The 12876-nt window shown below is 62.1% G+C and carries 14 protein-coding genes; 4 read left to right on the top strand and 10 right to left on the bottom strand.

Annotation, left to right across the window (positions count from 1 at the left end; translation table 11 throughout):
* Positions 1 to 32: 32 nt before the first annotated feature.
* From ATN37_RS06640 to ATN37_RS32420, 3 genes are all read right to left on the bottom strand, one after another.
* Positions 33 to 596 (bottom strand): hypothetical protein, encoded by a 564-nt coding sequence (locus ATN37_RS06640; protein ID WP_371734681.1) that lies wholly within the window; start codon positions 594 to 596, stop codon positions 33 to 35.
* Positions 597 to 674: 78 nt separating this feature from the next.
* Positions 675 to 1040, bottom strand: a complete 366-nt coding sequence (locus ATN37_RS06635) for a pyridoxamine 5'-phosphate oxidase family protein (RefSeq protein WP_047269305.1) — start codon at positions 1038 to 1040, stop codon at positions 675 to 677.
* A gap of 112 nt (positions 1041 to 1152) precedes the next feature.
* A complete protein-coding gene (locus tag ATN37_RS32420) occupies positions 1153 to 1521 on the bottom strand; it encodes a hypothetical protein (protein WP_020906454.1) in 369 nt (122 codons plus the stop codon).
* 704 nt (positions 1522 to 2225) lie between these two features.
* On the opposite strand from ATN37_RS32420, the gene ATN37_RS06625 reads away from it, so the two are divergent.
* A complete protein-coding gene (locus ATN37_RS06625; protein WP_003945723.1) occupies positions 2226 to 2696 on the top strand; it encodes a hypothetical protein in 471 nt (156 codons plus the stop codon).
* Positions 2697 to 2703: 7 nt separating this feature from the next.
* Here the strand turns inward: ATN37_RS06625 and ATN37_RS06620 are convergent, their stop codons facing one another.
* The 3 genes from ATN37_RS06620 to ATN37_RS06610 all read right to left on the bottom strand — a co-directional run bounded on the left by ATN37_RS06620 (position 2704) and on the right by ATN37_RS06610 (position 5911).
* The gene (locus ATN37_RS06620) at positions 2704 to 3627 is read right to left on the bottom strand and encodes a DUF2797 domain-containing protein (RefSeq protein WP_054187969.1); all 924 of its coding nucleotides are present in this window, start codon (positions 3625 to 3627) and stop codon (positions 2704 to 2706) included.
* A gap of 65 nt (positions 3628 to 3692) precedes the next feature.
* Positions 3693 to 4349: a DUF305 domain-containing protein gene (locus tag ATN37_RS06615; protein ID WP_007734614.1), complete on the bottom strand. Its 657-nt coding sequence runs from the start codon at positions 4347 to 4349 to the stop codon at positions 3693 to 3695.
* Positions 4346 to 5911, bottom strand: a complete 1566-nt coding sequence (locus tag ATN37_RS06610; protein WP_218694934.1) for an LVIVD repeat-containing protein — start codon at positions 5909 to 5911, stop codon at positions 4346 to 4348. The genes ATN37_RS06615 and ATN37_RS06610 overlap by 4 nt, the downstream gene beginning before the upstream one ends.
* Positions 5912 to 6089: 178 nt before the next feature.
* Between ATN37_RS06610 and ATN37_RS06605 the strand changes: the two genes are divergently transcribed.
* Both ATN37_RS06605 and ATN37_RS06600 read left to right on the top strand, forming a co-directional pair.
* Positions 6090 to 6677 (top strand): TetR/AcrR family transcriptional regulator, encoded by a 588-nt coding sequence (locus ATN37_RS06605; protein WP_223304676.1) that lies wholly within the window; start codon positions 6090 to 6092, stop codon positions 6675 to 6677.
* A gap of 45 nt (positions 6678 to 6722) precedes the next feature.
* Complete coding sequence (locus tag ATN37_RS06600; RefSeq protein ID WP_047269279.1) at positions 6723 to 7859, top strand: GIY-YIG nuclease family protein; 1137 nt, start codon at positions 6723 to 6725, stop codon at positions 7857 to 7859.
* Between the two features lie 80 nt (positions 7860 to 7939).
* Here the strand turns inward: ATN37_RS06600 and ATN37_RS06595 are convergent, their stop codons facing one another.
* The 4 genes from ATN37_RS06595 to ATN37_RS06580 all read right to left on the bottom strand — a co-directional run bounded on the left by ATN37_RS06595 (position 7940) and on the right by ATN37_RS06580 (position 11745).
* Positions 7940 to 9157 carry a Dyp-type peroxidase gene (locus ATN37_RS06595; protein ID WP_063314931.1) on the bottom strand — a complete coding sequence of 406 codons (1218 nt, stop codon included), beginning with the start codon at positions 9155 to 9157 and terminating at the stop codon, positions 7940 to 7942.
* Positions 9150 to 9650, bottom strand: a complete 501-nt coding sequence (locus ATN37_RS06590; protein WP_063314930.1) for a copper chaperone PCu(A)C — start codon at positions 9648 to 9650, stop codon at positions 9150 to 9152. Before ATN37_RS06590 ends, ATN37_RS06595 begins: the two co-directional genes overlap by 8 nt.
* Positions 9651 to 9675: 25 nt before the next feature.
* A complete protein-coding gene (locus tag ATN37_RS06585) occupies positions 9676 to 11106 on the bottom strand; it encodes a PepSY domain-containing protein (protein WP_063314929.1) in 1431 nt (476 codons plus the stop codon).
* A gap of 108 nt (positions 11107 to 11214) precedes the next feature.
* The gene (locus tag ATN37_RS06580; protein WP_218694933.1) at positions 11215 to 11745 is read right to left on the bottom strand and encodes a hypothetical protein; all 531 of its coding nucleotides are present in this window, start codon (positions 11743 to 11745) and stop codon (positions 11215 to 11217) included.
* A gap of 220 nt (positions 11746 to 11965) precedes the next feature.
* Here ATN37_RS06580 and ATN37_RS06575 point away from each other — a divergent pair, with 220 nt between their 5' ends.
* Entirely contained in the window at positions 11966 to 12673 is a 708-nt protein-coding gene (locus tag ATN37_RS06575; protein WP_218694932.1) for a hypothetical protein, read from the top strand.
* Positions 12674 to 12876: the final 203 nt, after the last annotated feature.

Genomic DNA, 12876 nt, shown 5'->3' with positions numbered 1-12876 from the left:
TACCGCCGCGACCCCGGTCACGCGCTGGCGCATCACAAGGCCACCACAGCAGTGAGCGGCATGTCATCGACATAGTGACCAGCAGAAAGAGGAAGACTCCTTGACAAAGCTGCTGATAACACGTGATCGATCTGGACTGCAGAAGACGTGTCCTGGCCGCGGGTGAACGCGATGGTCTTGTTCGTGTACGGGTCACGGAGCGTACCGGTTTGGACCGAGCAGCTTTTGGAGCCGTCCTTGAATGTCAGGTCGGTGAGGTCACGCCGCAGGATGTCGTTGCGAGTATCGCAGCCGTTGTGGCCGAATTCGACGGTGACGTCGTCGGTCCAGGCGGTACCGAACAGCGCGCGGTCGTATCCGGTCTTGGGTGCGCGTCCCTTGACGGGGATCTGTGCCAGCAGTTCAATTGCGGCGGACGAAGGAGCCGAGGCTTCGGTCACGACCGTCGTGGTGACCCCGGATCCGATTCCCGAACCGAGAGAAGATGTTTCGGGCGCGTCGGCGTTGGAATTGGCGCAACCTCCCAGCACGATCACGGCAGCAATGCCGATGGTGACGCCGGTGATGCCGCGCCTGTGATGTGCCGTGCGTGCCATGTGTGAGAGTCCATTTCTGCGAGAGATGAACTACAAGTATGTCATTCACGACAATTCGGGCCTAACCGGCACTGTCTGTCAGTCCGGTCGAAGGAACCATCGAGTCACCGGGACCGAGACGAGGACCCGCGGACCGTCACGAGTTTCGTCTGCGGCATCCCAGCCGTCGTACTTCTCGCCGAAAAGTCTCAGGAGGTCGACGAATTCGCCGACGTCGTGATGAATTGTCGCGAGGCCCTGTGCGACCCACGGGTCGCCAGCGGATCCGTCGACTGCCAACGAGACCCGAGGATCGTCCAGCAGGTTCCGAACCTTACGATTCTGCTCAGCGCTCGGTATCCAGAATGTGTTCTGATGCAGTAAGAACCAGACCGGAGTCGTGTGCGGCGAGCCGTCGCTTCGGAGGGTGGTCAACCACACGCAAGGAGCATCCGCGATAGTCACGGTCCCAGTATCGGCGCCGGCGCGAGGTTCACCAATCGAGTGTTCGGAACGAACAATGCCCGACCCTCGCCGTTGGCGAGGACCGGGCATTGTCGGGAAGGGAGTGGAAGCGTCAGATCTCGATCTTGGGGGTCTGTTCGCCCAGCTTGTGGCGGGCCAGCGCCAGGTTCGCACGCGCACGGTCCAAAACGAGGTACACGAACAGCGTCGACAGTCCGGGCGTCTCGAGGACGCGAATGAGGTGGTACTGGTTGCTCAGGGTGATCAGGATGTCTTCCAGGGTGTCGGTAATCCCCAAGTTACTCATCGTGCGGAGCTTTGCTCGCACAACCTCGGAGTTGCCGGCGCCGGCGTACTCGAGGCTGAATGACGGGTTGCCGCTCATGCCGAGAACCATTCCGCTGTCGGCGTCGACGACGGCTGCACCGCTGGCACCGTCGATGCGCATCAATTCGCCGAGGATCTTGTCGATGTTGCTCATTGCTTCTCCTTGGTAGGGCCGAGTCGCGCGGGGCGACTCCAGGTGATGCTTCGGTGGTGAAGTCATCGGTACATTTCGAGGTGGAATCGTTGGTTGCGGCGTCGGGAGTGGGTCGGGCGGCAACTTTTCAGTTTGTGAGATTTGTGGGCTCGTTCCGTTCGGTGCAGATGGGCGGCCATTCGACGACTCGAATTCGTCGATGCGGTCTGCGGGTAGCCAGCCGTCTCCGGCGGGTGCGTTGAGTGGCCGTCTAGTATCCGTCTCGTAGTCCGGGGCCGGCGGCTGGAGTTGCGGATACACCGGTGCGGTCAGCGGTCGCTTGTACGGAATCGGCTGACCACCCGCGTCGGCGACGTTCGCGAACCAGGCGGCGTACCCGGGGTCGCTGCGATCGAGGTTTTGCCCGCGATCGTCGTCTTCCTCGCGGGAACCTCGTCGACGAAAAAGTCCCACTCGTTCCAGCCCCTTATAGACGAACTATTTCCGATCGGAGCGTTCCGGATGAACGCGGCAGACCGGACAATCCCACCCGTAGTTATTTTGCAGTTAAGTCACCGTAGCATGGGTTCGCGAACGGGGCATACAGTCCAATCCCGCAGTCGGGAGGGCGAGGCGCTCGGATTCGGCAGGATGCTCGGGCAATTGGCGCTGACGGGCGATGCCGGTCCGTTCGAACGCCAGTGGCCCTCTGGCATCCTTGAGGGATGAAGAAAACGATCACCGGGTTCATCGGTGCCTGCTCGCTGGTGGCGCTGGTTGCCTGCGGTTCTGACGGAGACAAGCCGACCGAGGTCGGAACACTCACTTCCTCTGCTTCGGCGACCACCACGGCGACGTCGACGACGTCATCCGAGGCTCCGGCGACGTCGTCGGAAATACCTACCGAGACCCCTTCGGTCGACTCGAGTGCTCCGGCTGAGGTCCCGTCCGACCCGAATGTGAGTTCGGCACTGCCACGGACCTACGCGCAGGCGTGCTCCGACGTTCTCCGGTACCTCGACGCCTACCAGCCGGCCATCGACGAGTCCGGAGAGGAAATGGGCATGACGCGTGAATCATTGGCAAACGACATGCTGACCTCCATCCAGGCTTATCCCGAATGGTCGAGCCTGTCTGCCGACGAGCAGGCCGAGGTCACTCGCGGATTCGCCGCAGCGACTGCGGGAAGTTGCTGACCTACTTTCAGAACAACGATTCCTGAATCGCCACGCCAGGGGACTCGAACTCGCCGACGGTGATGGTTCGACCGACCAGTCCGGACACGTCCGCGACAAAGCGTGGCGATTCAGAGTCGGGGTCGATCCGCAGCGAGGCGATCGAACCGGCAAGGCCCTCCAAATACAAGGAATGTTCGCCGGACTCGAAAGTGTGCGGGTACGCGATCAACGGTGCCGCATCGAAGACCATGTCAGCGCACGCCGGCGCCGTCCATTCTTCGGGAGCCTCCAGGATCTCGATTCCGTCGATGTCCGATCCGATGTCATTCAGCTCGTCTTTGATCGACGATACGAAGTGGTGCAACGACTTTCGTAGTTTCTCTCGATCCAAGGGCCCTGTCAACGCTTCGATTTTCCGAGACGTACGTATTGCCTGGCTCAAGTGGAAGTGCTCCGAAACTCGGGCTTCGAGGGCGCGAATGCTGTAACCGTCCGTCGACCGCGCTACGAACAATGCGCAGACTGCCCCTTGTTCGGCGACTCGCGGATGCTTGCGGAACTCGGAAGCCGTCCCCACCTTCATCTGGCCGCCGGCGAATACGTCGACGTAGAGCCATTGTGGTTGTGCGAGGTAGGTACGCACATTCGGATGAATGTGCGCGCCGCTGACGTGTGCCTGATGAACCGTGGTGAACCCCTCACGATTTCGGCATCGGTCGCATTGGCGTCCTGCGGTGACCGTCGCCCCGCGGTCGCACGGCGAGTGTCCTGGACCTTCGGCGGTGAGATCTCGCCAGCCGAGGCAGCGGCGGCCCTTCGTCTCGTCGACGGAGAATCGCAGCACCGAGTCGTGAGTGAAGAAGGTCGTAGCGGAAGTGGTGTCGTCGACGCATCGGATCCGCGGTGCTGTCGGGTTCGACCAATCGATTCCGCGAACGAGCAGGGTCATGATGAAGTGTCGATTCCTTCTGTAGTTCGCAGGTCGACACCTATGGTAGTCACTGCACATGCGGGTCAGTGCAGTGGTTGTGCCCCACGTTGTTCGAGCATCAGCGTCATCAGCCCGGATTCCTGACTCTGGGTGTTGATCATGTCGCGGGCGGACTGTTTCACCGGCCCGCTCTCGAGTAGGGCGTCGGCGGCCTGCGCCATGGCGATCCCGCCACGGTGGTGGCGTTCCATCAGTTGAAGGAAAAGGACCTCGGCGTCGAGCCCGCGAGCGCTGCTCAGTTTCTCGAGTTCTTCGGTCGTAGCCATACCCGGCATGGAGTCGGTCTCGGTGTCCAGCGTTGCCGGGTGATGACGAGAGTCGCCGGCGCCGCTCGGCGACGCCTCCATCCACGCCATCGGCGTTCTACTGTTCGGCGGGACACCGGCCAACCTCAGCCAACCGAGCATGACACCGATTTCCGTTCGTTGAACATCGTCGATCTGCTGGGCCAGTCTCGTCACCGCCGGGTCCACATCGGGACTCAGACGCGCGAGAATGAAGAGGGCCTGTTGATGGTGGGCCGCCATGTCGTGCACGAATCCGATTTCGGTTTCGCTCAGAACAGCTCTCTGCGTGTGGTTCTCGGGTGCGAACAGGGGACGTAGTGCTGCGCCGAGTACGAGCAGCATCAGTGCTGCAGCCACGAGTGCGACGGCTTTGACCGCTCGCGGTGCCGTCATGATCCCACGGTCGTCTTCTGGTCAGCCGGTGGTGTGTAGACACCGTTTTCGAGTTGCATGGCAACAAAGCCGTTGTCGGCGCACGTCGCCCACAACGTGGTCCCGCGCCATTCGGGCGGGGAGAAGCACCAATCGGTCGAGATGTCGCCGAGAGCGACCATGCCCGACCGCGAACTCAGTGCTTGGCCGGGGTCGAACTGGCCCTGCGCGATCGACTGCGCGATTGCCGGGGTGCTGAGAACGGGTACCCCGATGAGCGACGCGAGAGCGTGTGGCGAGTTGGCGAGTTCGAGATTGCCGCCGGTCCGAGCAGGTGGGTTGAAGTACGCAATTTCGTGGACGTCGAAGGGATCTCGAACATCGAAGACCCGAATCCCGCTCGAGATCCATCCACATGCCAGCGCCGTCGGGTCGACCGGGCGATCTGCCGAACAGTAGTGAGATTCGTACGCGAACAGCGATCCGCCGGCAGCAGACGCCAGCGCAGCGTCTTGATTCTCCGGCAGATTGATTTCGAGCTTCACTGAATTGACGACCGACGGTTCGTCGTCATCGGAGACGTCGATCAATTTGACTCCGCCGGAACCACCTTCGTCGACGGTGAACAGGTACGGCGAACCGTCGTAGGTGACCGGAATGCTGTGTTGGGTGGCCCACCCGTCGGTCCACGAGAGCTGGGACAGTTGGCGCACCCGAGGATTCGGGACGCGGCGCTGAACCTCACTGATGTCGAGGACATGTATTCCGCCGAGATTGTTCGACAAGTACATGCGATTTCCGTCGGGACTGATTCCGAAGCCGTGCGTCGACAACCCGATGAGGTCCTGCCAGACGACGCGTGGGTTGGCGGGATCGGTGAGATCGACGGCGCTCACCACGCCGGGAGCGGTGCCGGAAGACCAGTAGGTGTTCCCGTCCGGTGAAAATCCTCCCTCGTGATTGGTGATGGGCAGCAGCATCCCCAGATCGGTTCCTGGTCCGGGGTTGAGTAGTTTCGGGTGCGCGCAATCGGAGATGTCGTAGACCGACATCAGGCCGACGCCGGTCAAGAGCGGAACGCCCGTGCCCACCAGCAGCTTTCGCGCGGTGTTGACCTTGAGGCTCTCCCACGTTCCGGCCAGCATCGCGGGTTCGGTCAGCGTGGCGGTGAGAGCGGGATTGGCAGGATCCGATACGTCGAGAACTTGGACGCCCTGTGCGGGGCCCAGGAGGTTCCCGGGGAAGAAACTGCCGACGTACGAGCAGTGTTCGAAGTTGGTGGACGTGATCCCGCCGCCGCGACCCGAGTAGCCGCCGATCTGAGACATGTTGCAGCTGTAGCCGTCTCGGCTGCGTCCGCTGTTTCGGTCCTCGGCCGGAACATCACCCTGCAACCCGGTCTCGGGCATCGATCCCGGGCCGCATTCGGCGCGGCTTGCGGCGGTGGAAGCGACACCCGGATTCTCGTGGATCGAGCCCGGGGCAGTGGCGGGCTCAGCCGACGCGACGCACACGGGATGGACGGTGATCAAGGCGACGAGTGCGATGGCAGATCTGGTTCTGATGGTCGTGAACGATTTCATCGAGTCCAACTCCCGGTGCGGGATTGCCTTTCGTATCTCACGGGCAGACGTATCTCACGGACAGGCAGCACGGAGGGCAGGCGCGTGTTCGAGCGCTCACGACGATCGGGTCGGGGTGTGAACCGGTGTCGGGCCGCAACCAACCGGACAATGCTGTCCGGTTGGTATCGTAGTGTGCGTGACATCGTCTGGCCGCGTCAATAGCGGATCTCTCAACAGAGGGCCGAGAGATGCGGCGCGCAATCGTGCGGCACTCGTCTCAGCAGCTCGTGAGGTGTTCGCCACTCAGGGTTTTGCTGCTCCGCTCAGCCTGATCGCCCGCACGGCCGGCGTCGGTCAGGGCAGCCTCTACCGGCACTTTCCCACTCGCGAAAGCCTCGCACTCGCGGTGTTCGACGAGAACATCGTCGAGCTGCAAGATATGGCTGCCGATCCGGATTCGACTCTCGACGATCTTTTTCGATTGTTGGTAGACCAGATCACCACCTCCATCGTGTTCGTGGAGGTCATCAAGCCCGTCTCCTTCGGCGACTCACGACTGAATTCGGCAGGCACCCGCCTGACCGATCTCCTCGAAGGACGCCTCGAGGAGGCGCGTCGAGCTGGGAAGATACGCGAGTCCGTGACTGCTGAGGACGTGATCCTGGCGATCGCCATGTTCGCCGCGATCATGGAACGGACTGCCGAGAGCTCGCGAAAAGAAGTCGCGCACTCGGCCTGGAACCTACTTGTGCAGGGACTGGCCGGGCCGGCAGCGGCGGGCTGAGTCGCGTTCGCCTCGCGTCTCGAGGTGATCGCCTAGGCTCGTGGCATGGCTATTGTCTGGACAGTTCCTCGCGCTATCGGCTCCACTTTGCTCGTTGCTCCGTTGATCAAGGAGTTCCTTGTCGAGGGTGACGGCACCCTCGATGCAAAACTGACTGCGGTCGGTACGGTCTCTGCATCTCTCGAGAAGCAAGTCGGCCGCACGTTCACCTCGATCAGCGCTGCTTCGGCGGCAATCTTTTCCGGTGCTGCCGGTTCCACCAGCGTGCCAGACGCACTACGTCTGGCCGTGATGCGCACTCTGTCCACCGAGGTCGTCGTCAGGAAGCCCGCTCCGCAGCCGTTCTCCGAGAAGGTCGGGAAGAGGCTGGGGCAGTATGTCTTTGCTTTGCGTGACCCGCGTAACGACCAGGTGTTCCATGTCGGGCACGGCACGGGAAATCAAGTATTCGCGCCGGTATTCGAAGCGCTCGGTGAACTCGCGAACCTCGAAGGAGCGGACGCTCCGGCCGAGTCGAATGCTGCTGTGACGGCAGCCAAGATCGCTCGGATCCGCGAGATCTACGACGCAGGTTCGGCGGTGGAGCACTTCGTACTCCTCCGCTCGGTCTCTGCCGCCACGGATTCGGCCGCCACTACCGACGAGGTCGTCCGAGGCATCGTGGAAGCCTTGCGGATCACCGACGCGGGAGAGGGTCTGACCAATCTCGCAGGCGATACCTCGGACAAGGACGCCCGTGCGACGCGCGTCGAGGAACTCGCATTGCGCTACTCGGCTGATCCCGCGCCGGAACTCCCGACGCCGAGCATCGTCCTCCACGTACCGGCCTCCGCCCGTCCGGGAGCAACGCCGGAAGAGATCTACGAACTCGCGCGCGCCGAGTGGTCTGCCGGTGCGGCCGTTCGTGCCGAGATCGGAATCCCCGTTCTGGTGTTTGCCGACAGCATCATTCGTGGTGCCTTCCGTGCTCAGTCATGGGAGGTGTCCACCCGCAATGCCGACGGAAGCCAACTGTGGCGGTTCAACGGAACCGTCGACGACGAGCTTGCTGCCAAGTACGTCGGAACCGAGGTCACCCCGCACAACGTCGGCCTGAAGAAGTGGCCCGTCAGCGGTTGGGTCACGAGGTTGACTACCGCCCGTCCAGGTGCGGTCATGCCGGGACCTCGTAAGTCCAAGTAACGCAACAACTTCAGGTAGAAGGAATTGTGGGGGCGGGATCCGTTCGGATCCAGCCCCCACAATATCGTTGCCCGGGGTTGTCAGCCGAGCAATCCGCTTCCCAGATAGTCGTTCTCGGTGCATCCCGGCGGAATGAGATACACCGCAGAACCGATCGGCGTCGTCCACTCGTTGAGTGCGTCGAAGTCACTCAATCGCTGTTGGACCGGTAGATATTGCTCGGCGATGTCCCGTTGGAATGCTGCGAAGATCAATCCCGAATTCGAGGTCTGCCCGCTCTCGGGTGCGTCGTCGTAGTTGTATGCCCGACGGAAGAACTGCTCCTTCTCATGCGTCTGGTGGGCTCGCGCGATGTGTGATCCTGGCGGGATCACCGGAATCCCGAACTTGTCCGTGAGTGTGAAATCCGCTTCGTCGAATTCGTTGGTTCCGTTGAGCGGAGCGCCATTGGACAACGTGCGCCCCATCGTGAGTTCGCGCCCCGAACGGTCGAGTTCGTCCCAGGTATCCATTTCCATGCGAATGCGTCGCAGTACCAACGAGGTTCCGCCCGCCAGCCACGGTTGACCGGCGCCGTCGTGCCAGATCAGTGAATCGAAATCCACTGTTCCCGGAGCAGGATTGACCGTCCCGTCCACTTGGCCCATGAGATTGCGCATCGTGGTTCCCTCGGGCGTGGTGCCGCGAGCGTTGCGGAATCCCTTTTGTGTCCACCGGATTGTCGTCAGTGATCGGACGTTCTTGGTCAGAACTCGCACAGCATGAGCAATGGTCACCGGATCGTCGCCACAAATCTGCAGCAACAGGTCCGACCCGCCCCATCGGTCGTCAAGTCGGTCGATCTCGTAGCTCGGCAACGGCTCGAACCAGTCCGGTTGACGTGCTTGCAATCCCAGCTTGGTGAACAGGCCAGGACCGTAGCCGACGGTCACCGTCAAGCGTGCCGGATCCACAGCCAGTTCCCGTTCGGTGTCCGCCAACGCCGGGTTGCCCGCGGTGAGCCGTGACGCATCCTCGGACCACATCTTCATGATTCCGACGACGACTGCTCGATCGGTTCCAGGCAAGAGGTCGAACCCGATGAAGGTGCCGTGCGCTTGCGGCGTGGTGTCGATGCCGGCTTGGTGGACTCCGTAGAACGGTTCCACCAGCTTGCCTGCTTGCTGCTCCTGTTGGCTGCGCTCGACCACTGTGGTTGCGCCCCAGGTTATTCCCGCCACGCCGAGCGCGGCGGCGCCTCCTCCGAGAAGGCGCCGCCGACTGACTGCTCGGCTGGGCGGGTTCGTGTTCTCAGCCACCGTGATTCGGGTCGTAGTTCTCCTGATTACCGGAGAAGTCGCGAATCTGGGCTGTGAACGTGGTGCTGGAACCGTCGTCGTAGATCAAGGTGAGGTCGGTTTCTGCGCCTGGGAGCAGCGGCGCGGACAGGTCCATGAACATGAGGTGGTCACCGCCCGGGGTGAGGGAGGCGGACCCGTTGGCAGGGACCAGGAAACCGCCGTCCTTGGGACGCATCGTCATCGTTCCGCCGTCGCCGGTCACGACTTCGTGCAGTTCGAGTCGAGACGACGCGGGGCTGGTGGCCGAGACCACGCGTACGTCCTTGTCACTGGAGTTGACGAGTTCGGCGAACGCCGCGCTCATTCCTTCCTGCGCGGCCTTGACCCATTGATCCTGAACTGTGATGGATTGTGCAGCTTCGGTTTCCTTGTCGGAGTTGGAAGAACAGCCGGTCAGGGCGAGAGCTGCGGACAGTGCAACAGCTGCGAATATCTTTGTGCGAACAGTCATGTGTGTCTCCGTAATTCGTGAAGTGTCAGGTGGTGGCACGGCGTTTGAACGCCGCAAGGCACAGGTCGATCAGCAGGAATGCGAGAAGGCTGATGCCGAGTAGCGGAACGAACCAACCGACCAACGCCGTGATCGCGACGAGCGCAACGAGGCCGACCGGGGAGAGGTTGCGGATTCCGCCGCGGGCAGGAACCCGGCCGACTGCCCAGTCGGAGCCACGAGTGGGGCGTCGGCGCCACCACATGATGTAGCCCCGAATGACCACGCTGACCAGTGCGAGTGCCAGTGCGGCGAGTGCGATCTGGTTGGCAAGACCGAACAGCAGGCCCATGTGGAGTTGGATTCCCCAGGCCGAAAGTTTGGCTGCGAGTGGCCAATCCGAGAACCACAACTCGTCGGTGACCTTTTGCGTCGCTCCGTCGATTGCGATGGTGTTGTTGCTGTACACCCAGGGCTGACGTGTCTGGGCGACGGTGAACGCCGTCTCGGCGTTCGCGGGTATCGATACTTCGACAGGACCGGTGATCCCGTTGTACCTGGCGATACCGAGGACGGTGTCGACGCGTCCGACGTTGGTGTCCGTCAGCGTGCCGGTGGCGGCAGGGGCCATGTCGTGACCCTCGTGCCCGCCTGTCGCCGGAGGGGGAGCGTCGCCGAGAGTTTTCACAACTGAGGGCGTCGTCCAACTCAACGCGGTTCTCAGATTGCTGACGTTCTCTCCGGCGTAGGTCGACCACGTGAGGCCGGTCGCCGAGAGGAAGACCAATGCAACTGCTATCCAGATGCCGACGACACCGTGCCAGTTCAGGGTCCGGCTTCGTCCGGTGGATGCTCGGTCGATCGTGAGCAGTCGAGCGTTCCGGGCGGTGCGGTAACGACGGAACCAGAGGTAGACACCGCCGAGTGCGACCACCCACATCCACGACGCGGCCAATTCGCTGTAGAGGCGGCCGGGTTCGCCCAGATGAAGGTGGCGATGCAGTTGGGAGATCCAGGTTCGCAGTGGCAGCGAACCACTGCTTCCGTAGACCGCCAACTCGCCGACCGGCTGTGCGAGCACCGGATCGACGAACACGGCGAGCCTCTCCGATTCGCCCAGTGACGGATCGGTGAACAGGACTCGGGTGGTTTCGCCGGCAGCAGGGGACGGACGTACTGCCGAGACCGTCAAGTCGGGGCGGTACTGCTGAGCGGAACGGATCTGGTCGTTCAGTGACGCGATCTGTCCGGTGGTGTCGGTCTGGAGGTAGTCGCTGTAAACGAACTTCTCGATGGTGGGTGCCATCGCGTAGAGGCCACCGCTCAAAGCGGCGATGAGGATGAACGGTCCGATCAGGACGCCGGCGTAGAAGTGCAGACGCAGGATCAGTGGTCTGGCGCCGCCGACCTGCTTCTTCGGGGGAGAACTGTCGTTGGACGCGCGCGTCTGTGCGCGCTCCAATTCGGGTGCGGACATGCGTGTACTCGATCCCGCTGTGCGCCTTTATTAACCGCGGGCGGTTAATAAAGGCGCACAGCAAAGTGGCGCACGTAATCACGTGCGTGAAAGGAAAGGGGAGGTGAGTTACACGAATGCCGGTGGGCCGCGAGTGCCCAGGCCTGAGGTGAGAAGTTGACGTAGAACAACTTTGGCGCGGTATCGAGTACGTGCAGCGAACGGTGACGGTTCAGCTGCCCACGGGCGCAATAGAACGGCGACGATTGCCGCTACCGTCGATGCGGCCACGACGTATCCGCGTTCTGCGCCGCGGATCAGCACTGCGCACACTCCGACGGCAGCGATGTGTGCCGCGAGCATCGGAAGGGACAGGAGCAGGCCGTGTTGATGATCCGAAGCGATGGTCAACGTCGCGTGACCGATGGCCTGACCCGCAGCGAGCATGAGGGCGAGCAAGAGCGCGGGGGAGCGACGGGTGTCGATGGACGTGACCACCGCGCCGACGCTCACGCAGGCGAGGATCAGCAACACGACAGCGCTTTCGGACGGGGCCATGCCGCCACCACCGAGCGCGTGGGCTGCGACGGAAACCGCGCCGGAGGTGCCGCCCACGAAAGCGCCGCGCAGCTGCGCGACATCTTTCGGACCCGGCGTCATACGCGAAAGGATACAGGCGCCTACTACCGGGCTTAGTAGGTGATCGGTCGGGATCGTTTCGGTGGCCGACCGACGAACGCGTTAGGTGGGGGATTTGTCCGATTCGCCAAACTTTGCCGAGGACCGGGTGAAACAAACGTGACGGTCATTTTCCGGTGCCAGACTTGGCTCTGGTCGCCGGCAACGGGTCGACGGCAGGGCAAACACATAGGAGAGTTTCATGAGGCGTCGATTCTTTGCGATATTCGCCCTGATGGGTGCGTTCGGTCTCTTCCTGTCTTCGGTGGCCTCGGCGGACCCGGTCACACGCTCCGTGTCGGGCACCCTTGTCAACTCGTGTAGCGATACTGGCGATCCGGTCGGGATATGGATGGTCGTATGGGATGGCTCGACGCAGATATCCTCGGCCACTGTCGGGGTGGGTGGCGGATACACGATCACGAATGTTCCTCCGGGCAATTACACGGTCAGTCCATACTCGCCGGCTGGATGCGGATCCGTACCCGACAGCACGGCGGTAGATCTGACGACGTCCGACGCGACCGGGATCGACTTCGAGTTGGTGAAGGTGTTCAGCATCGTCGGAACTGTCACCGGGTGTCCGGGTGCCGACGGGGTCGGCGCGTCTGACGTGACGTTGAATCTCCTCGATGCCGGCACGCAAATCGCGACGACAACGACGGATGATTCCGGTGACTACTTCTTTCAGTACAAGCCGGCCAAGGACGGCTATTCCGTAGAAGTGGTTCCCGGCAGCGGATGCGGTGCCGATCCAGCAGTAATTCCGGTGAATCTGAGCACGAATGACGTCACCGGTGTCGACTTCGCGCTCACTGCCGACGGCTGCGATACGGGCAGTTCGTTCGGAAGTGTGGATCTGTCGACGATTTTCGGAAGTCTCGGTAGTTCGGAATTCTGCAGCAGCTGAACACTTGTCCATGAAGGGAGGGCGATCGCCGAGGCGATCGCCCTCCCTTTTCTCGTTTGTTACCAAGGGATTTGCCCTGACATTGCGGAAGGCTGTTTCTAGCGGCAGATGAAGATATCTGTGCCGCATATCGTTCCGACGTTCGTATTTGCTGAGATCGGCACAAGCTTGGGGACCAAAGTCATCGAAGTGCGGGTGTAACG

It is taken from the genome of Rhodococcus sp. MH15, assembly GCF_019266045.1.
GTDB classification, from domain to species: Bacteria; Actinomycetota; Actinomycetes; order Mycobacteriales; family Mycobacteriaceae; genus Rhodococcus_F; species Rhodococcus_F qingshengii.
This window is presented reverse-complemented; position numbering and strand designations above follow the sequence as displayed.